The sequence below is a fragment of the Ruminococcoides intestinihominis genome (genome assembly GCF_040096285.1).
Lineage (GTDB): Bacteria > Bacillota > Clostridia > Oscillospirales > Acutalibacteraceae > Ruminococcoides > Ruminococcoides intestinihominis.
Window position 1 is genome coordinate 1 of record NZ_JBBMEY010000023.1, and the last position, 21505, is coordinate 21505.

A 21505-nucleotide genomic window follows, 5' to 3' on the forward strand; every position below is an offset into this window, starting at 1 on the left:
GGACATCAATGATGTCCCCTACACCTGTGAGTCATAGTTTCATATGATTTTATGGTATATATTCTCACTACAAATTTTCTTTTACCCACAAACAAAATTGAAAAACCCAAATTTATAGGGCAAACTTTATTATGCTTTACCCACAATCAAAATTTAAAAACCACAAAAGGCTTATTCATATTATATATGAACAAGCCTTTTTTATTTTACAATATTTTATATTCGTTTAATTTTTATGTTCTTATTTTATCTTTTTATTTAATTACTTTTTTATTCTAAGGTAACTAATTGAAAATAATAATTATTAAAAGCAATTACAAATTCAACCTAAATATTATCAATATCAAAAACGCAACTACAAATTGAAACTAATATTTTCAATACCACTTTAGTTATTTGCAAGATTTTTTCTTTTATTCAGATAATCCTCAAGAATGATTGTGGCAGCAACTGTATCAACCACATTCTTTCTTTTCTTACCTCTTGTATCGGTAAAGTTAAGGTAATTATGAGCAGTTATTGTTGTACCTCTTTCGTCCTGCATATCAACATTAATACCGGACATTTCAGCAAGTTTTTCTGCAAATTCTCTTGCACCCTTTGCAGAGTCCCCCTCACTGCCATCCATATTCTTAGGAAGGCCAACAACAATAAGTTCTGCTTTCTTTTCCTTAGCTAGGTTAGAAATTTTTTCAAGGAGTCTTTCCCTATTATATTCACTAATTTGGGTTAGTGGTGAGCTTAGCATTTCCAGTTTATCACAGATTGCAATACCTGTTCTTGCTTTGCCCAAGTCCACAGCCATAATAATCATATTTATTGCCTTTCTACTTGCAATAATTGTAGTACTTAAAACAGAAAATCTCCTTACTGAAAAATATCGTTAGTAACACTTTCATCGGTTTTTGCATACACAGAAAGGTTATTTTCACCATCAGCTTGTGCAATAAAAACATCAGAAATTACTGCACCGGTTTCCTTTACCTTTTCATTTAGCCACTGTTCATCTTTGCCACATTGCTTTAGGTTTTTGTAAAGGATTTTACCGTCCATAATCAATATAGGTTCAGCCTCAGCCTTCTTAGGTTTCATACCCATATCATATGGTGTTAAAGGTGCTTTTTCACTTTTTGGTAGTACACTAACCATACCGTTACTTTCTAAGTAAGCACACTCAATATCCTTAATAGAAAAGTAACCTTGTGCCCTAACTTCTGTCAGAAATTCACCAATATCCAACTTACACTTCAAAAGATTTTTCTTATAGAACTTTCCATTCTTAAAAATAACAGTTGTTTTACCTGAGAAAAATCTCCTTAGTGGCATTGTGGTTAATGAAATATAAGAAATTGCAACTGCCACCAAACCGTAAATTATCATAGCAGTCAAAGGTTCAAGGACACTGTCCCATTCTTCCGTAGAAAGCTCTGCTGCAATAGAACCGATTGTAATACCGTTAATATAGTCAAAGGTAGATAGCTGAGAAATCTGTTTATTTCCCATTAGCTTTGCCAAAATAAAAAGTACAATTATTGAAGTAAATGTTAATACTAAAGTTTTTATTATAACCATAAAATCACCACTACTATTATGATGATTTTATGGTTTATTATTCATTTTACCAAGGCTTTACTGAGCCTGTAATTTCACTTAATGACTTAATGCCATTCTTGTCCATAAATTCTGCAATGCCTTCATTGATTTTGATAGGTGCATATGGGTCAGTGAACATACAAGTACCAATCTGTAATGCAGTAGCACCTGCCATTAACATTTCAATTGCGTCTTGCCACTTAGAGATACCACCCATACCGATAATAGGAATCTTAACAGCATTTGCAGTTTGCCATACCATTCTTACTGCTACAGGGAAAATTGCAGGGCCTGACATACCACCTGTGTTGTTCTTAATGATAGGTCTACCTGTATTAATATCAATTCTCATACCTGTTAAAGTATTAATCATAGAAATTGCATCAGCACCATTTGCTTCAGCAGACTTTGCAATTTCTGCAATATCGGTAACATTAGGACTTAGCTTTACAATAAGAGGCTTCTTGCAATGGTCACGAACATACTTTGTAATGTTAGCAACACTTTCGCAAGATGTACCGAAAGCAACACCACCACTTTTAACATTAGGACAACTAATGTTAAGCTCAATCATATCAATATCCGTATCACTTAGTTTTTCTGCCATTTGACCGTATTCTTCCTGAGTGTTACCGGCAATATTTGCAATGATAACTGTACCTTGCTTTTTAAGCCAAGGTAAATCTTTCTCAATAAAATGGTCAACACCCGGATTTTGAAGTCCAACTGCATTTAGAATACCTGAAGGAGTTTCTGCAATTCTTGGTGGTGGATTACCAAGTCTTTTCTTTAAGGTAATACCCTTACAAGAAATACCACCTAGGTTTGATAAATCATAAAAATTACTGTACTCATGGCCAAAACCAAAAGTACCTGATGCTGCAATCAGTGGACTGTTAAAGTCAACACCTGCAACCTTTACTGATAAATCTGCCATTAAAATACAACCTCCTTGCTATCAAATACCGGACCGTCTTTACATACATGAACATAATCGTTTGTACCGTTTCTCTTAACTTCACAAGCACAAACCAAACAAGCACCAATGCCACAACCCATTCTTTCTTCAAGGCTAATTTGGCAAGGTACATTATTTTCGTTACAAATTTCAGAAATTGCTCTTAACATTGGCATAGGACCACAAGCACAAACTTCATCAATTTCATCTAACTTTCTCTTTAATACATCAGTTACAAATGCCTTTTCACCGGCTGAACCGTCATCTGTAGTAAGGTAAAGTTCACAATTATCTTTACGGAAATCACTCTGTAAAATTACAAGGTCTTTGTTTCTGAAACCTGTAATTACAATTGGCTTTTCCTTTTGCTTGGATGCATATAGCATTGGAGGTACACCAATACCACCACCGATAAAGCAATATCTCTTTTCAGGTTTAATATCAAAGCCATTACCAAGTGGTGCAATAATGTCAAGTTCTTCTCCTACCTTAACTTTAGATAGAATTTCAGTACCCTCACCCTTTACTTGATAAACAAGTCTTAGGCAAGATTTATCTGCATCACAAATAGAAATTGGTCTTCTAAGAACTTTTCCCGGTACAAGAATATGTGCAAACTGACCCGGTTTTGCCAGAACTGAAAGTTCGGAATTTTCAACCCACATATCAAAAATTCCTGTGGCAATTTCTTCATTTTTAATTACCTTAAACTTTTGTGCATCGTAACTCATAATTTCTCCTTAATAACTTAATTTAACTGTAACTACAGATAAGTTTTCTTTCTTAATAATAGAAACACCTGACTTATCAATATAGTTACTTGGGTACATTGAATTTACTGTATCAATATAAGTAAAGAAAAGTTGATCACCTGAAACGAATAATTGATCAACTGCACCGTTATATTCCAGATAAACAGGATCAATATAAATATGGAAATACTTTTCTTTATTATTTGCTGCATTATAAAGTGCATTTGTCATTTCATCATTTTGATAACTGTACAAATCAGTAAAATGCACTGCCTTCTTTACATAATAGTTTTCTTCTGTACTGTCACATTCAGGTACAGAAAAATTAAAGTTAATAGCCTTTACACCGTTAGTACCGTTAACCTCATCACTTGAACATTTTGAATAAACTTTGCTGATTGTATGGTCTTTCTTTAGCTGACTTTCTGTAATATTAAAGTAGTCATAACGGCTATATTCCTTGCCGTCATCCCAGCTAATATCTGTATAGTACCAGTTGCCCTCTATCTTCACTGCATTCCACATATGAAGTTCTTGACTGCCTTTACCTACTATACCTTTACTTTCAATACCAAGTTGAGATAGTAAATAACCAAATGCCTTTGCATAACCCTCACATACTGCATTGCCGTTTACAATTGCACCATAAGGTGTAAATGCCAAGTAATCATCATCTGAGTCCTTAACATCATCATCGTATTTACATCTGTCAATAATATAATCATGTGCTAAAAGTTCAAGAGAAAAATCATCAAGTCCGTATTCAACAGAATTAATAAACTTATTTACTTCTTTATTAAGTTTATTTTGCATTGTCTTGATTTTTTCAGGTGGCTCATAACTATACAGTTGTATTGCAGTATAACCCTCAGTATTGCTAAAACCAAATTTATCTGTTAGCCAAAATAACATAGGATTATCCTCTTTTACAGCAGTAATTACAAGTCTGATTTCTGCTTGAGTTAGGACAGTATTTTCCATATTTACGATACTGCAAGGATAAATGTCATTTTCATCTTTTTCTTCGGCAACAGAATTTGTACTTTTCAATACCAAATCATAGAATTTTCTTTGGTCATCAGTTTGTAAAGAATCGTAACCGTTCTTGATTTCTATAGGAGTATAGTAATCACTTTTTTCTGACTGCTTTATATCTATATCTTTATAATCTGTATCGTCTTTATCTTTATTTAAATTTTCATTTGAAACAGTAGTTGTAGTTGTTTTATTTTCGGTAGCTTTTGAGGTTTTTCCACAACCTGAAAAACCACACAACAACACACAACCCATAAACAAAGCTAATATTTGTTTTTTCACAATTATTCCTCTTTTCGTTACATTTTATTATACGATATAGGTTATAAATCATAATTCTATATTAGCATTATAATTTTCTGTTACAAGTGTTTTTTATCTAGTATTTTCCTAATCACATTAAAAATAAAATCAAGAAATTTTCAAAAATGCAATAATTGCATTGATAGGTTTTTCATTTTTCCCTACAATTTTATATAGTCATTTCCCCGTAATGACTAAAAAATATAAGGAGGAAAATATGGATATAAAACACCAATCAATCATTCTTGATGTAAACAAGGCAAATATTTTGCCAAATATTATTGCACATCAAGGTGATCAAAAAACAAGATTCATAGATGTAACACTAACAATGTCCGGTGAAGAACTAATCCTAAATGATAGCTACAGAGCCATTCTTAAAGCCTCAAACAATGGTGAAGTAAAGGCTATTAATGACTGTGAAATTGATTTAGAGCAAAACATTATTATTGTTGAATTAACAAGTACAATGCTTGATACTGCCGGTTTCCTAAATTGTGAAATAACAGTAGTGGATGAAGATAAATACATAACTTCACAGAACTTTCTTGTGGAAGTTTCTCTCAGCACAGTAAGTGATGAAGATGAAATTGAAACTTCAAAGGAATACGGTACACTGGTTAGACTTATGAATGAAGTATCTAAAATTGAAAGTGATGCAAAGGTAGTTAAGGATATAATCAGCCACCTAGCTGAAATTACAGATATTGATGCACTTGTAAATAGCAAGGCTGATAAGGAAACTGTTGAAAAAGAGTTAGCTAAGAAAGCTGACACAACAGACCTTGATACAAAGGAAAATATATCTAACAAAATTGATACAATCAACTTTCCCAGCACAACCTACTATCCATCAAGTAAAGCAGTATGGGACTATGTAAATTCTAAAATTTCAACACTAATCAATGATATTGAAAATCTGAAAAATAACAAAGTTAATATTACTGACTTTAACATTTTTAAGGACTCTACAAATAGCAATATTTCTACAAATTCAACTAATATTGAAAATCTTAAAAATGAATTAGCTGAGAAAAATAAAAAGATTAATGACCTCTCAATTAAAGTCACAACGGATAAAGCCGGTAATACCACTATTAGTGATAGTAGTAACAACAATATTGTTGGATTAAATATGTATGGTAAAACAACTCAAAGTACAACACCTACACCAACCAATCCCGTTGCTATTAAGGATATTAACAATCCTAAAATTACTGTTACAATTGATAGTGATAGTCAAAGTATTAATATTCAATGCACATTAAGAGGTATAGGAAATGTGTGTGATACTCTAACAGTAAATAGCGATGGCACAGGTTACATAACACAAAGATTATTTGCTGAAAGAATCACATCACAGAAAAAATCAACCAGCTACGAATGGAATTATTCAAAAGCAACCCATAGATTTTTCAGAAACGACTATTCATATTCATTTGATGTGAAAGACAACAAGCCTTTAATTTTGTGTAGTCACCTTGATGTAGGAGAAAATGAAAAGAATACTGATTTTGATAATTCAATAGGTTGGATAAATGTTGGTGGTGTTGGAATTGCAATCAGAATAACTGAATTTGATGGTGATATTGCAAAATTTAAAAAGTGGCTTGATGACAATGAAGTGTATGTTGTAGCACCACGGTCAAAACCCATTACCGTTAATTTGTCAAAAGATGAAGTTGATAAAATACTGTCACTTCATACCTATTATCCTAGTACAAAAATTAGTGCCGATGCTGATTTTGAAGCAACTTATATTGCCGATACAAGGAAATACATAGACAGTAAAGTCAGCTAAAAATCACTACTACAATAATATTTCATAAAATGTAATACCATTGGAACAGAAAAATAAAGAATAAAAAGTTCCCATTTTATCAAAAACATCCTGTATGGGAACACAAGTAAAAATATAAAGAAGAGATTTTATGAGTGGAGAAGTAGTTGTTGCTTTGATAACACTTTTAGGTTCGGCTATCGGTACAATCGGTGGTATTTTTGCAACAAACAAAATGACTGCTTACAGAATAGAACAGCTAGAGAAAAAGGTTGACAAACACAACCAAGTAGTTGAAAGAATGTACGAAGCAGAAAAAAATATTTCTGTCATTTCGGAAGAAATCAAAAATGTAAATCATAGAATAGAAGAACTAGAACATTAGGAGGAATGTATTTGAAAAATTTTAAACAATGGCTAAAGTGTGCTACTGTCAGAGCCGTAAAAACTATAGCACAAACTGCAGTTTCTACCATTGGTGTTACTGCAATGTTGGATGAAGTAAACTGGGTTGCAGTAGTTTCTGCTTCCCTACTTTCAGGAATTTTATCTATGCTTACTTCAATCTCAGGATTACCGGAAGTAAAGGAGAACAATACTAATGCAAAAGGCAATTGATGTTAGCAAGTGGAACGGTGACATTGACTACACCGGTGTAAAATCAATAGGTATTAACAATGTAATTATTCAATGTGGTTACGGAATGGAAAGTAATCAGAAAGACCCATATTTTGATAAAAATTATAGAAAAGCAAAAGAAAATAAAATGCGTGTTGGTGTGTATCACTACAGTTATGCAAAATCAGTTAATGAAGCAAGAAAAGAGGCAAACACCTGCCTAAAATGGATTAAAGGTAAGGACCTTGACTTACCGATTTATATAGATATGGAAGAAGAGAATTTGACCTATTTAGGCAAAGAAATTCTAACTAAAATTGCAATTGAATTTTGCAAAGTAATTGAAAAATCCGGATATACTGCCGGTGTATATGCCAATGCAAATTGGTTCAAGAATTATTTAAATTATAATGAAATCAAGAAAAATTACAGCATTTGGCTTGCACAATATGGAGATAAAAAAGATTTTAGTTGTGACATTTGGCAATACACTTCGCAAGGTAAAATCAGAAAAAATGCAAGTAACTTTGATATGAACTATATCTATAAAAATCCTGTTATTTATGTAACAGTGAAGAAGAAAACAGGACTTTATAAATATGGATACAGAGATTATATTACCGGAACAAGTAAAGTAAAAAGAACTGTTGAGAAAGGAACAAAGCTAAAATGGATTTATGACGATATGTACGGTTGGTCAAAAGTACAGTATCAAGGAAAGGATTATTTCGTTACAAATTCTGTTCTAAACAGAAGTAGCCTTTCAACATTTCCTAAGGAAGTTTTGAAAAAAAACACCAAGGTATATGTAATTAAAAATAACAAAATCAAGAAATCAAAAGTTTTAAGAAAAGGTAAAAAAGTAACACTTGTGTGTACCTTTGAAAATGGTAAATTCAAGGGCTATGACTACCTTTCCTCAGGTATAAACAGATACCTGAGAAAGTAATTTTATAGTTAGTTTTATGTGCAATTCGTTTTTACAATAATCAAAAAAAGAAGAACAAGAATCTTTATAACAACTCTAAGGGGCAGTGTATTCACTGCCCCTTCACTATAGTTTTATCTTTATTAAACTACAGTTCATTAATTCTTTATAGCTGAAATTTCGGCTTATTATTTAACTGAGTTTTCGTAGCTTTCAATCATTTTCTTAACCATATTACCACCGATCTGACCTGCCTGACGGGATGTTAGGTCACCGTTGTAACCGTCCTTTAGGTTAACACCTACTTCTGATGCAGCTTCCATCTTTAGCTTATTAAGAGCAGCCTTTGCTTCCGGTACATTAATCTTGTTATTTGAGTTTGACATATAAATTTTTCCTTTCTTCTCAGCATATTCACTTTAAGAATTATTCATTTATTCTATGAATATTATATTCTTATAGTGAAAGAATACTGAATGTTGTTTCTTTTTCTATCTATATTTTTAAGCAACAATTTCTTGTTGCAATAGTATTGTATGAGTATATAAACGAAATATTAAATGCAAATTTTGTTTTTTATTTTGCAAATTTTTGGGCAAAAAAATAAGGACTTAAAAAGTCCTTAAATTCACAAAATAATAAAATCAATTATTCTTCATCATTTTATTTGCATGGTGCTTCAGTGCAGAAAATGTTTCATCACTGATAACATGTTCAATCTTACAAGCATCAGCAGCTGCTACTTTTTCATCAACACCCAACTTTTTGAACAATGCAGTAAGTACAGTATGTCTTTCATAAGTTTTCTCAGCTACTTCCCTACCTAAATCAGTAAGAGCAAGGTGACCGTCACTGTTAGCAGTAACATAACCACCGTCTTTCAGCAGTCCCATTGCTCTACTTACGCTAGGCTTTGAGTAACCTAAGTATTCACCAACATCTATAGAACGAACATAAGGGTGTTCTTTACTAAGTACATATATTGATTCCAGATACATTTCGCCTGATTCTTTTAGTTGCATAAATAAAAGCCCTCCTAAAATAAGGTTATATATATTTTAACATATATATATACTTTATGCAAACATTATTTATGCAAATTTTACTTTATATTAACAAAAGCCACCTACTATATGATAGGTGACTTTTGATTTATAAATTTACTTTACATTTACTTTTAGCTTTAGAGTTCTAACGCCGTTAACCTTAACCTTTAGATTAGCAGTACCCTTTTTCTTACCTACAATGAAAATTTCATTTGTTTCCTTAGCTTTTGCTACAAATACAATAACATTCTTTTTGTTGCCTGTGCACTTAATAGCAATGCTTGGTACTTTGCCTTGTACTCTAACTACTGTGCTATTGCCCTTTTTTATATTAACATTAGCTTTTGATAATTTTGGTGCAGTAGTTACAGATATTTTAGTAGTAAGTTTTTTACCATTAGTTAGTGTAGCAGTAACTGTTGTATTACCCTTATTTAAACCGGTTACAACACCCTTATTGTTAACCTTTGCTACCTTATTATTAGACACTTTATAGCTCTTTACAGTACCATTAATCAACTTAACAGCAACATTAGCACCGGACTTTACAGAATATTTTGAACTTAAGAATCTTGCTGATGTTGGGTCATATACTTTCTTGCCATCCTTATAAGCAGTAAAGTGGATAACATTCTTGCTATCAACCTTATTTAGCAAGGAAATAACCTTAGCTATACTGATATTATCTTCATCATAACAATAACGAAGTGGCTTTACTGTATTATTCTTTACAACAAATAAACCTAAAGCATCAGGATACATTGTGTAATACTCAAAAGTATAATCATCTAATTCCATTGTTTCAGATGATGTATCAGGATCAGGGCCTTGAGCACTACCATAAAAGATTGTATTATTACCGACTTTGCCTAAATTGATAATACCGTAGTCAGCATTACTGCTAGGATTTTTGTAGCCGACTTTTTTCATATAATTATAAAATATATCATATGGTGTTTTTTTCTTTGAGGACTCAGTTCTGTCACCATAAACCAAATCGCTTAACAGATAGCTTGACATACTGGTAATTTCATCTGAAGATGCCAATTTATAAATTTGGTCTTTAGTTAAGTACAAATCAGCATTAGGAAGACCAAAGCAATAGTAAGAATATCTGTATTGACCTTCACCTAATATGTCATCAACAATTTTCTTGTCAATTACATTATAGGTTCTAATGCTACCTAAATCAGTAAACCAAGTATCAACATAGATTTCTTCTGTGTCAGTAGCTTCAGCTATTCTTTGCTTTAACTTATCGCTAAACTTACTTGTTACATCTTTTTCTGTTTCATCAGCCATTACAACAACCATTGTAGAAAATACCATCATAATAGCTAATGTGATTGATATTAATTTTTTCATAGAATTACCTCCAATTTTAAATTATTAGAATTTTCTTATATAAATATTATAATCTTTTAAGATTATAAATGATAGAGCAAAAATAGCTAAAATTTGGCACTTTTTTTGTGCACCACTAGATTTCTTCTAAGTATTTTTATTTAATATATACAATATCAATATACTTATTTAAACATGTTGCCAAAAGTATTTAACTAATCATACAAAAGAAATATCCCCCATAATTTGGGGGATTTCTCTTTACAAGGGGTTATATAAATAAATAGGAGTTGGACATTTTATTCTATGAAAATCACTTTTCATAAACACACTTTATAAATACATTTTTAATAATGATAAAATCAATTAAAAACAAACTTAGTAGTCTGCTTATACTTTTCATTTGCTTTAATAACAGTTGTAGGGAAAATATCCTGATTTACTGCATCAGGGAAGCCCTGAGTTTCAAAGCAAATACCTGAGTTTTCTTTATATGCCTTGCTATGTTTACTTTCTGTGAGAGGTACATCAACATAGTTAGCTGAATAAATATGAACACCTTTCTGTGTTGTGTAGCACTTTAGGTTAATGCCGGTTTTCTCACCGATTAATGATGATGCAAGTACAAGGTCATCACCGTTATGATTTAGCACAAACATATGGTCAATACCATTTGCAAGGCTAATTTGTATATCACTGCTGTTTAGAGCAGTTTCAACTTCCTTAAATTCGCTAAAGTCAAATGGACTACCCTTAGTAGGAGTAATCTCACCTGTTGGAATTAGGCTTTTGTTAATAGGAATATAGCTTTTTGAGTTCACTTTCAGTAGGTGGTTTCTAACACTACCACTGGTGTCACCGTTAAGGTTAAAGTAAGAATGGTTTGTCATATTACAAACAGTATCTTTGTCAGAAACTGCACCATACTCTATTGTTAAGGTACTGTCATTGTCAAAGGTATATTTTACTTTTACCTTTAGGTTACCGGGATAACCCTCTTCACCATCAGCACTTGTCATTGTAAATACAACACTGTCATTCACAATTTTAGTATTCCATAGCTTTCGGTTAAAACCTACATTGCCACCATGAAGATGGTTGTTGCCGTTGTTAATAGGCAAAGTATATGCCTTGCCCTTTAAAGTAAATTTACCGTTAGCAATTCTGCCACAACATCTGCCGATTGTACCACCAAAGTAAGTACCGTTATTTTCATAATCTGCAATATGCTTATAGCCTAGCACAACATCAGTTAAGTTGTCATCCTTATCCTTAATCATTAAGGATACAATAGTTGCACCATAGTCACATACTGTTACACTTTCACCTATATTATTAACAATAGTATATAGGTGAGTATTTTCACCTTTTGAAGTTGTTTCAAAATCCCTGATTTCTACCTTTGACATTATTTTCACCTGACTATTACAATGTTTCAATAAACTTTCTAAATGCTTTTTTGCCACTTTCGTTTCTCTTAAATACACCTGCATCTTTAAGTACATTTAAGAACACTTCACCGATTTCTTGGTGGAGAATTTCATCAATATTTTCTTCATTGATTGAACTGTATTTCTCAGTAAATTCATTTACCCAATCAGTATGTTTACTGATTTCTTCAATACCGGAAATATCCTTACCCTTCAGAATTGCATCCTTTAGCATAGCCATTTCTTTCTTTAATCTTGATGGCAAAACTGCAAGTCCCATAACTTCAATAAGACCGATATTCTCTTTCTTAATATGATGTAAATTTTTGTGTGGATGGAATACACCTAATGGGTGTTCCTCAGTTGTAATATTATTTCTCAGTACAAGGTCAATTACATACTTACCATTCTTTGTGAAAACAATAGGTGTAATTGTTGAGTGTCTTTCACCGTCAGTTTCAGCAAAGATAAAACTATCTTCATCAGTATAGTTTCTCCATTTATTAAGGATATGTTCTGAAAGTTTAATAAGACTGTCGGTATCTTCACCTGTAAGTCTGATAACTGACATAGGCCATTTTACAATTCCACATTCCACATTTTCGTAACCTGATACGGAAAACTTTTCTTCTACATCAGCTTTATTAAGTGCAAAGTTATATCTTCCGCCTTGGAAATGTTCATGAGTTAGAATTGAACCACCAACAATAGGCAAATCGGCATTTGAACCGATAATGTAATGTGGGAACATTTTGATAAAGTCAAATAGCTTTCTAAATGTTGATGAGTCAATAACCATAGGTGTATGTTCACCGTTAAAAACAATACAATGTTCATTGTAATAAACATATGGTGAATACTGCATATACCACTGACTGTTATCAAGTGTTATAGGAATGATTCTGTGGTTACTTCTTGCAGGATGGTTAATTCTACCGGCATAACCTTCATTCTCTTTACATAGTAAGCACTTTGGATAGCTTGATTGCTTTTGTAACTTTGCCTGAGCAATAGCCTTAGGGTCTTTCTCAGGCTTAGAAAGATTAATAGTAATATCAATGTCACCATATTCTGTGGAGGTTTTCCACTTTAAATCTTTCTTTACTCTATATCTTCTGATATAGTCGGTATCTCTGCTAAACTTATAATAATAATCAGTAGCCTTTACAGGAGAAACATTGTAGTTACTCCAAAATTCTTTAATAACTTCTGATGGTCTTTTTACCATTGTACTCATAATTCTAACATCAAATAAGTCACGATATGTAACTGTATTCTCAGGAATTAGATTTCTTTCATAAGCATAGTCAAGTAGACCACTTAAAATTTCTTCAAGGTTACTTTCAGAGTCATCAGTAAGTTCTGCATTACTGTCATCAGGTTCATCCATCTTGTATAAATCAAGTAACTGATTGATAGTATAGATAGTATCTTCTTTTTCTATAAGGCCTGTGTTTAGTCCATAAGAAACTAATCGTAAAATCAAACTATATAAACTTGTTTTCATTGCTAAAACCTCACTTACTGTATCCGTTAGGATGGGTAGAATGCCACTTCCAAGCTGTACTGATAATTGTATCTAGGCTGTCATATTCAGGACACCAACCAAGAACTTTCTTTGCCTTATCACTTGAAGCAATAAGTACTGCAGGGTCACCTGCTCTTCTACCCTCTTCAACAACTTTAATGTCCTTACCTGTAACTTCCTTTGCTTTTTCAATAACTTCTTTTACTGTAAAGCCTACACCGTTACCTAGGTTGAAAATATCACTTTTGCCACCATTAACAAGGTACTGTACTGCAAGGATATGAGCCTGTGCTAAGTCTGTAACATGGATATAATCCCTTACACAAGTGCCATCTTTAGTGTTGTAGTCTGTACCAAAAATGCTGATGTGGTCACGCTTACCGGTAGCAGTTTGTAGGATAATTGGGATTAGATGAGTTTCAGGAGAATGAGCCTCACCGATTTCACCACTAATATGAGCACCACAAGCATTGAAGTATCTTAGTGATACATAATGGAGGTTGTGAGCCTTTTCTACCCAATAGAACATTCTTTCCATTGACTTCTTTGTTTCACCGTAACAGTTAGTTGGATTAGTAGGGTCGGTTTCTAGGATAGGTGTTCTTTCAGGTTCACCATAAGTTGCAGCAGTTGAAGAAAATACAACCTTGTCAATGTTGTGAGCAACTAAAGATTGTAACAACACCTTAGTACCGTTAAGGTTATTGTCATAGTACTTAAGTGGGTTTGTCATACTTTCACCAACTAAAGAATTAGCTGCAAAGTGAATTACTGCATCAATGTCCTTTTCATTGTCAAGAACATTGTCAATATCTTCTCTGTTTCTAAGGTCACCCTTATAAAATTTGGCATCAGGATGAACTGCCTCTATGTGACCTGTTTCCAAATTGTCAAATACAACTACACTGTGACCTTGTTCAATAAGTCTATATACTGTATGTGAGCCAATATAACCAGCTCCACCTAAAACCAAAATTTTCATAAGTTTCCTCCTTAAATTACTCTGATACCACCGTATTTTCTAATCTTTAGAATATGACAAGAATTTTCTCCAAAAACATTGTCAATAAATGACTTGTAGCTATCTACAAAGTCGTTGTGTACAAATGCCTGAATTGTACCGGCAAATCCACCACCATGAACTCTGCTTACACCATATGTTCTTAGTAGGCTTTCGCTTAGTGCAAGGGCAATTGACATATTCTGATGTTGTACATCTCTGTTTGTATAAACATTTTGTAGATACTTAAATGATGAGTTACCTGACTTTTTGATTGCATCTAGGAATTCATCAAACTTACCCTTTTCAAGAGCATCAACTGCGTTTTGAACATTCTTTTCTTCTGTAAAGAAGTGGAATGCTCTAAGAGCAGGTCTGTCACCTACTGCCTCTCTAATTTTAGCAAGTTGAAGATAAAATTCGTTTGAGTCACATTCTCTAAGAACTTCCTTGCCCATATAGTTTGCAACTTTCTTCATTTCAGAAGGAATCATTGCATAGTCATCAGTAAGGTCAACATGGTCACCCTTGGTATCTACAATACATAGGCTGTAATTATACTGTTCAAAATCTGTAGTGATTTTCTTTACAATAGGCTTTTCAGGGTTTTTAAAATCAATATTGATAATACCACCAACTGAACAAGCCATCTGGTCCATAAGACCACAAGGTTTCTTGAAATATACATTTTCTGCAAATTGAGAAATCTGTGCAATTTCTACTGAGTCAATTTTCATATCATTGTATAGACCTGAGATAATTGTACCGATAATTACTTCAAAAGCAGCAGAAGAAGAAAGTCCTGCACCAACAAGTACATCACTTGTTGCATAAGCATTAAATCCACCGATTTTGTAGCCTTTATCCTTAAGTCCTTTTAGTACACCTCTGATGAGGCTGACTGTTGTGCCTGCCTCATCATCGTTAATTCTTAAGTCGTTAATATCAAGTGTAATCATATCGTAACCATCAGATACAAGTTTAATAATGTTATCGTTATGCTTTGATGCAATAGCGATTGTATCTAGGTTAATTGAAGTTGCAAGAACCTTACCGTGCTGATGGTCTGTGTGGTTACCACAAACTTCACTTCTACCCGGTGCACTAAAGATTTCTACATCGTCAGGGCAAAAGATTGTTTCGTACTGTTCAATAGCATTGATGTATCTTTTCTTCTGATAATCAAGTACATTTTCATCTACATAAACATCTTTAAGTACATTGTCGTATTCACCGTTAGATATTTTAGTAATAGCATCCTTAGTGTTAATCATTACTTAACACCTACCTTTAAAGTATCTTTAGCTGAAAAATGTGATGGTTCTGTAACACCATTTTCGTTAATTTCTTCTGTCATATCAATCTTGCCTTCTCTTCTGGCAGTAATAGTATTGATAATTCTCTTTAACATATTGTCATGTAGTTTATACTTTTTCTTATATACTACATAAGCGATTAGCATACAGATTGCTGGAATAATACACATTAAAGCACTGATTGATGCAACTGTTGCAAATGACTGTTCCTGACCCGGAACATACTTTGTACTACCTAGAGCAGCACCGATACCAAGAGCAGTTAAAGCTGCTGTAAACTTAACAATTAGTGTCTGTAGTGAGAATACAACACCTTCGTTTCTAACACCAAGTTTGTATTCACCATAGTCAACAACATCAGCAAGGAATACTGTTGCACAACCAAGTTCAAGACCTGTACCAAGTTTTACAATAACACCTGAGATTGAAGTTAGTACAACATTGTTTGGAGCAAATATACCAACAAGTAGTAGCATAATCAAACCAAAAGCAGGAAGTGTACAAGCAAGTAGGAATGATGTTTTTCTTGAAAGCATCTTAGCTACCTTAGGGAATACAATCAAACCAACAACTTCAGCAATAGATGCACTAATCATAAATGATGACATCATATCGGCATCACCACAAACATATTTGAAGTAGTATGTTGCAACACCCATAATGCACTGAATACCAATGTTGTATAGGAAAATTAGTGTAACAGCCCATCTTAGCTGATCGTTCTTACCGATAATCTTAAAAATATCTTTGAACTTAACCTTCTGTTCAGGAACTGATTTGTCCTGACCCTTAGGTAGGTTAATAACTGTAATACCGATTGTTAGGATAAATACTGCTGCAATAATTAAAGCAAAACGATGATAACCTGCTTGGTTAGTTGTGCCACCACTAAGTGCTTTAATAATCTTTACACCAAAACCGGCAATAATTAGTGACTGACCGATACTTGCGAAAATTCTAGGTAAAACTGAAACCTTTTCTCTTTCTTCAGGGTTAGTAGTTAGGTTAGGAATAATTGACCAATAAGGAATATCCATAATTGTGTAAGTCATACCCCACATAATATATGCTGCAGTAGCAAATACACAAAGGCCAACACCACTTAGGTGGAAATCTGTAAACAATACTACAAATATTACTGAGTTAACAAGTGTACCGATTACAAGCCAAGGAATGAACTTACCCCATCTTGACCTTGTATTGTCAACAATCATACCCATAAATAGGTCGTTAAATGCGTCCCATAGTTTTGCAACAAAGAACATTGCACCGATAAATGCAGGATTTACTTTGATAATATCTGTAAAGTAAATCATTGAGAATGTGGCAATCATACCGTAAATCATATCTTTACCTAAAGCACCAAATGCAAAGGTATATTTGATTCTTGCAGGAATCTTGCCGTCAAGTCTGCGTTCAGAACTGCGTTTCATAAAAAATCCTCCTTAAATTAAAAAATGAAACTAACCGTGCAAAATACATAAAAGAAATTAATATTATTAATTATTAATATGTCTTTTGCTTATCTGTTAACTAAATTATATGTTTTGTTTCATAAAAAGTCAATAGATTTAGTAAACAAAATTAAAGTTTATCTATTTTTCACTAAACAACCCTTGCATATTTAGTAAATATTCACTATAATAAGAGTAGAGGTGATGTACTTGGCTACTATTAGAGATGTAGCAAAGAAAGCTAATGTTTCTGTTGCTACTGTTTCAAGGGTACTAAACAATGACACAACACTTAGTACTTCTATTGAAACCAGACAAAAAGTCTTTGCAGCAGCAAAAGAACTGAATTATGTTAAGAAAAAGCGAACAGTATCAGCTCCTACCTGTGTTATCGGCATTTTACAATGGTTCTCATCAAAGCAAGAAATTGAGGACAACTACTACTTCTTGATGCGTCAGGGTATTGAGGACTACTGTTCTAAGAATAATATAAATATTGTAAGAACTTTCAAAACAGATGTTAACTATATGGAAGCACTAAACGATGTTGACGGTATAATTTGTTTAGGAAAGTTTAGTAAACAAGAGGTAGAAAATTTACGAAACTTAAACAGTAATATTGTTTTTCTAGATATGATTGTTGAGAATATTGAAATTACTTCTATCTCCCTTGACTTTAGACAAGCAGTTAACGATGCAGTTAACTATCTATATAACCTAGGTCACAAGGATATAGGTTTCTTAGGTGGTATTGAGGAGCTTGAGGATGGTACAGTTTATCCTGATAAGCGTTTATCAGCTTTTGAAAATGCTTGTGAAAATAAAGGCATTAACTACAAAAATTATATTTTACAGGACAAGTTCACTACTGCATCCGGTTACAGTATGATGAAAGAACTTATTGAAAGTGAAAGAGTACCATCAGCAATTTTTGCAGCAAGTGACCCTATAGCTATCGGTGCTATGAGGGCATTACAAGAAAATGGCTACAAAATTCCTGAAGATGTTTCTATTATCGGTTTTGATAATACTGAACTTTCAGGATACACTAACCCACCACTAACCACAATGAGTGCACCGGTTTATGCAATGGGTATTTATGGTATAGAGGTTATCAATACTATGTTACATTCTAAAAACAACAAGCTACTTTCTCCTATGAAAATATATATGCCTTGTCCTATTAAAATCAGAAATTCATGTGGAAAGCCACAACAGTAAAAGTATAAGGAAACACCCACCAAAAAATTGGTGGGTGTTTTTCTGTTAAATGCTATATTAAGCTTTACTTAAAAATTATTCAATTACTGTGTAATTCTTAAATCCATTGTAATAGGCATATGATTCACCTTCAGTACCCTTATATACAGTAAACTTAAATGAATCATCTCTATTTTCACCACTATCTCCAACAGGTGGATAGAAATATGTACCACCATCTAAATAGCCTAGTGCACATTCATCTATAGAAAATACTGATTTAGGAATTGTTACTTTCTTTAATTTTTTATTTAGTTCAAATGCATATGCACCAATACCAAGTAAGCCCTCATTCAATGTTAGCTTTGATAAATTAAAACAGTTTGCAAAGGCAGACTCATCAATAAACTCAACTTTACTTGGAAGAATTATTTCAGGTATTTTTTCACAACCAAAAAAAGCTTCTTCACCTATATTTTTTAAATTCTTTGGAAAAGTTATTTTTGTTAGGGATTTACAAAATGTGAAAGCGCCATAAGGAATATCAGTTAAATTATCTGAAAGCTTTACTTTAGATAATGAGGAACAGTAATAAAAAGCAAATTTATTCATTTGAGTAACACTGTTTGGAATATCCACCTTTTTTAAATTAGTACAATATGAAAAAGCACTCTTACCTATATAAGTAACTCCACTAGGAATTGTTAACTTAGAAATAGGAGAAAAGGAGAATACATTACTCAAAATATACTTTGAACCTTTTTTGATATTAGCAATCTTTGTCTTATTTTTACAACTAACTACAGCATTATCACAATACAAAATATTATCTTTCCAATTTGACTTCACATTATAAATATTAGATTTATTAAAAGCTTTGTCACCCCAAAAAGTAATTTTGTTTGATAACTTAACATTTCTTAATTTAGTAGTTTCTGCAAAAGCACAAGTACCAATACTTGTAACTGAGTCAGACATTTTAATAGTCTTTAAATTTTTGTTGCCTTTAAAAGCATCTTTTCCGATTTCTTTTACATTACTAGGAACAGTATAAGTTGTTTTTTTATTATTTGGTATATATAAAACAATTCTTTTTAGATATTTATCAAACAAAGTATTACCCACTACCTTGTAACGCTTATTGCTTTTATCCAAAGTAATTTTACTTAACTTATCACAACCTGAAAATGGATTAGCTCCGATTTTCTTAATTTTTTTGGGTAAATCAACTTTCTTAAGACTTTTACAATCACTGAATGCTGAGCTATCCAGCAGTTCAAGTTTTTTAGGTAAATTAATTTCTTTAAGATTGGTACAGCCTTCAAATGCTTTAGCATATATTGCATTTAATGAACTTGGTAACTTAACATTCCTAAGTTTTTTGCAATCTTTAAAAGTTCTACTATCGATCACTTCTATTTTCTTAGGCAAAGTAACGCTTTCAATACAAGCAGGAATACTCATGCAACCAAGTGATGTTGCATTTGCAGAGAACTTAATTTTCTTTAGTTTTGTACAATAGCAAAATACTAAATTACCAGATTCGGTAACACTATCAGCTATTTCTACTTCTTCCAACTTGTAATTTTTGTAATCAAGATCCTGATCCATAGCTCTATCGTAATCTTCAGAAACTCTTAGCTTATTAATATTTGTAACACCATTTTTTACAATTATCTTTTTAGCATTAAAAGCTACTTTTCTTGGTATCTTACTAGTCATCTTACCCTTACCGTAAATAGTAAGAACATTGTTCTTGTAAGTCCACTTTACATTCTTACCACACTTGCCACTTTTAGTTGAAGATGCAGATACTGATACATTGTTGTTTGTTGCTGCACTTGTAGTTAGTGGCATAACTGTAAATGCACTGCTTACAATCAACATTGCCATAACTAATGCAAATCCTTTTTTGAAAAGTTTCATTTAATCATTTCCTTTCTTGTGTAACTTTTTCTGAATCATCTTCATTTTTACCTGTTACATATATAACACTTTTCAACTTTCCAAAAGGTTACATAATTTTGAAACTTTTTTAAAAAATTTTTATACTAAAACATACCATAGCAAATTTATTCCTAAGAAAACTAAATTCATAAAAGTAAATACAATTATATATCTTGAAATTTTAATATTTTCATTTTGTAAAAACTTAAATGAAATCAAACTTGCCATAGATGCAATTAGTGTACCCAAACCACCAATATTCACACCAATAAGCAATGCACTGCCATTGTCGGTAAACTTAGAAAGCAAAATACTTGCCGGAACATTTGAGAAAATTTGACTTGATAATACACCAACCCATACTTCATTACCGATAATTATTCCTTGTAAAAAATTATGTATATATTCTATATTACCTAAATTACCTATAAAAATAAATAAAAATACAAATGTAAAAATAAGACTATAATCAACCTTTATCAGTGTTATTCTGTCAAGAGATAAAATTGCAATTAACAAAACACCCAATAATACTCTGTAGTCCAAAATTTTGAACACACTAAACAAAGCTAAAATAAATAGTATCCCATACATAATAGGCAAGAAAGAATTTTTGCTACCCTTTACCCTATTAAGTTCTTTTTCTACTGTAATGCTTTCATTTCCTACAAATAGGGATAATACAACTAAAAGCACCAACGACAACACAGAATAAGGAATTATAGCAATTATAAATTCATCAATATTCATATTGTAGTTAGAAAACAAATAAAGGTTTTGTGGATTGCCGATAGGTGTTGTCATACTACCTAAATTTGCAGATATTGTTTCAAGCGTTACAATATAAATCAGTTTACTTTTCTGATGAGATATTTCTAACAAAATTATGGTAAAAGGCACAAATGTTATAAGTGTCACATCATTAGTAATAATCATTGAAATAAAGAAACACAATAAAACTAATGTAACAGTAACTCCCCTAATAGTATGAACTTTATGTACTAACTTTTCTGCCAATAATTTGAATAAGCCCAACCTATTAAGACCGGCCATTATTGTCATTAAACAAAACAGTAGCCCTAATGTTCTCCGGTCAATATAGTCAATATACCTTTCACTAGGTGGAACAAAAAACATAGAAATTATTGCCAATACAAAAGAAATAATCAGTACAATTTCTTTCTTTACAAAATCAATTACTCTATTCATATAATCTTCCTAAAATTTATTTCCATACTATTTTAGCCTATAATCCGTAATAATACAACAAAAG

At 32.3% G+C, this 21505-nt stretch carries 20 protein-coding genes; 5 read left to right on the top strand and 15 right to left on the bottom strand.

What is annotated here, in order from left to right; translation table 11 throughout:
* Nucleotides 1-388: 388 nt before the first annotated feature.
* From ruvX to WMO18_RS06960, 5 genes are read right to left on the bottom strand one after another with little or no spacing between them, the layout of a single operon-like run.
* Nucleotides 389-814, bottom strand: coding sequence for a Holliday junction resolvase RuvX (gene ruvX, locus WMO18_RS06940; protein WP_211148446.1), 426 nt, complete (start codon nucleotides 812-814; stop codon nucleotides 389-391).
* Between the two features lie 53 nt (nucleotides 815-867).
* Nucleotides 868-1572: a DUF421 domain-containing protein gene (locus WMO18_RS06945; protein ID WP_211148445.1), complete on the bottom strand. Its 705-nt coding sequence runs from the start codon at nucleotides 1570-1572 to the stop codon at nucleotides 868-870.
* Between the two features lie 46 nt (nucleotides 1573-1618).
* Complete coding sequence (locus WMO18_RS06950) at nucleotides 1619-2530, bottom strand: dihydroorotate dehydrogenase (protein ID WP_022504982.1); 912 nt, start codon at nucleotides 2528-2530, stop codon at nucleotides 1619-1621.
* Nucleotides 2530-3282, bottom strand: a complete 753-nt coding sequence (locus WMO18_RS06955; protein ID WP_211148444.1) for a dihydroorotate dehydrogenase electron transfer subunit — start codon at nucleotides 3280-3282, stop codon at nucleotides 2530-2532. Before WMO18_RS06955 ends, WMO18_RS06950 begins: the two co-directional genes overlap by 1 nt.
* Nucleotides 3283-3291: 9 nt before the next feature.
* A complete protein-coding gene (locus WMO18_RS06960) occupies nucleotides 3292-4620 on the bottom strand; it encodes a transglutaminase domain-containing protein (RefSeq protein WP_211148443.1) in 1329 nt (442 codons plus the stop codon).
* Between the two features lie 238 nt (nucleotides 4621-4858).
* On the opposite strand from WMO18_RS06960, the gene WMO18_RS06965 reads away from it, so the two are divergent.
* From WMO18_RS06965 to WMO18_RS06980, 4 genes are all read left to right on the top strand, one after another.
* A complete protein-coding gene (locus WMO18_RS06965) occupies nucleotides 4859-6442 on the top strand; it encodes a hypothetical protein (RefSeq protein WP_211147910.1) in 1584 nt (527 codons plus the stop codon).
* Nucleotides 6443-6572: 130 nt separating this feature from the next.
* Nucleotides 6573-6806 carry a hypothetical protein gene (locus WMO18_RS06970; RefSeq protein WP_138156479.1) on the top strand — a complete coding sequence of 78 codons (234 nt, stop codon included), beginning with the start codon at nucleotides 6573-6575 and terminating at the stop codon, nucleotides 6804-6806.
* Between the two features lie 11 nt (nucleotides 6807-6817).
* A complete protein-coding gene (locus WMO18_RS06975) occupies nucleotides 6818-7039 on the top strand; it encodes a holin (RefSeq protein ID WP_329978399.1) in 222 nt (73 codons plus the stop codon).
* Complete coding sequence (locus WMO18_RS06980; RefSeq protein ID WP_211147912.1) at nucleotides 7023-7988, top strand: glycoside hydrolase family 25 protein; 966 nt, start codon at nucleotides 7023-7025, stop codon at nucleotides 7986-7988. Before WMO18_RS06975 ends, WMO18_RS06980 begins: the two co-directional genes overlap by 17 nt.
* 167 nt (nucleotides 7989-8155) lie before the next feature.
* On the opposite strand, the gene WMO18_RS06985 is transcribed toward WMO18_RS06980, so the two are convergent.
* The 8 genes from WMO18_RS06985 to melB form a co-directional block, all read right to left on the bottom strand.
* Nucleotides 8156-8353 (bottom strand): alpha/beta-type small acid-soluble spore protein, encoded by a 198-nt coding sequence (locus tag WMO18_RS06985; protein WP_022504975.1) that lies wholly within the window; start codon nucleotides 8351-8353, stop codon nucleotides 8156-8158.
* Nucleotides 8354-8611: 258 nt separating this feature from the next.
* Nucleotides 8612-8989 (bottom strand): metal-dependent transcriptional regulator, encoded by a 378-nt coding sequence (locus WMO18_RS06990; RefSeq protein WP_022504974.1) that lies wholly within the window; start codon nucleotides 8987-8989, stop codon nucleotides 8612-8614.
* 138 nt (nucleotides 8990-9127) lie between these two features.
* Nucleotides 9128-10378: an Ig-like domain-containing protein gene (locus tag WMO18_RS06995; protein ID WP_211147913.1), complete on the bottom strand. Its 1251-nt coding sequence runs from the start codon at nucleotides 10376-10378 to the stop codon at nucleotides 9128-9130.
* Between the two features lie 341 nt (nucleotides 10379-10719).
* On the bottom strand, nucleotides 10720-11766 hold the full coding sequence (locus tag WMO18_RS07000; RefSeq protein ID WP_022504972.1) for an aldose epimerase family protein: 1047 nt from the start codon (nucleotides 11764-11766) through the stop codon (nucleotides 10720-10722).
* 16 nt (nucleotides 11767-11782) lie between these two features.
* On the bottom strand, nucleotides 11783-13294 hold the full coding sequence (gene galT, locus WMO18_RS07005) for a UDP-glucose--hexose-1-phosphate uridylyltransferase (protein WP_022504971.1): 1512 nt from the start codon (nucleotides 13292-13294) through the stop codon (nucleotides 11783-11785).
* Nucleotides 13295-13304: 10 nt separating this feature from the next.
* Nucleotides 13305-14297 carry a UDP-glucose 4-epimerase GalE gene (gene galE, locus WMO18_RS07010; protein ID WP_022504970.1) on the bottom strand — a complete coding sequence of 331 codons (993 nt, stop codon included), beginning with the start codon at nucleotides 14295-14297 and terminating at the stop codon, nucleotides 13305-13307.
* 11 nt (nucleotides 14298-14308) lie between these two features.
* Complete coding sequence (locus tag WMO18_RS07015) at nucleotides 14309-15589, bottom strand: galactokinase (RefSeq protein WP_022504969.1); 1281 nt, start codon at nucleotides 15587-15589, stop codon at nucleotides 14309-14311.
* Entirely contained in the window at nucleotides 15589-17064 is a 1476-nt protein-coding gene (gene melB / locus WMO18_RS07020; protein ID WP_022504968.1) for a melibiose:sodium transporter MelB, read from the bottom strand. The genes WMO18_RS07015 and melB overlap by 1 nt, the downstream gene beginning before the upstream one ends.
* Before the next feature lie 231 nt (nucleotides 17065-17295).
* Here melB and WMO18_RS07025 point away from each other — a divergent pair, with 231 nt between their 5' ends.
* The gene (locus WMO18_RS07025) at nucleotides 17296-18306 is read left to right on the top strand and encodes a LacI family DNA-binding transcriptional regulator (protein WP_367286492.1); all 1011 of its coding nucleotides are present in this window, start codon (nucleotides 17296-17298) and stop codon (nucleotides 18304-18306) included.
* A 75-nt stretch (nucleotides 18307-18381) separates the two neighbouring features.
* On the opposite strand, the gene WMO18_RS07030 is transcribed toward WMO18_RS07025, so the two are convergent.
* Entirely contained in the window at nucleotides 18382-20211 is a 1830-nt protein-coding gene (locus WMO18_RS07030; protein ID WP_022504966.1) for a leucine-rich repeat domain-containing protein, read from the bottom strand.
* A 120-nt stretch (nucleotides 20212-20331) separates the two neighbouring features.
* Nucleotides 20332-21441: an SLC13 family permease gene (locus WMO18_RS07035; RefSeq protein ID WP_022504965.1), complete on the bottom strand. Its 1110-nt coding sequence runs from the start codon at nucleotides 21439-21441 to the stop codon at nucleotides 20332-20334.
* Nucleotides 21442-21505: the final 64 nt, after the last annotated feature.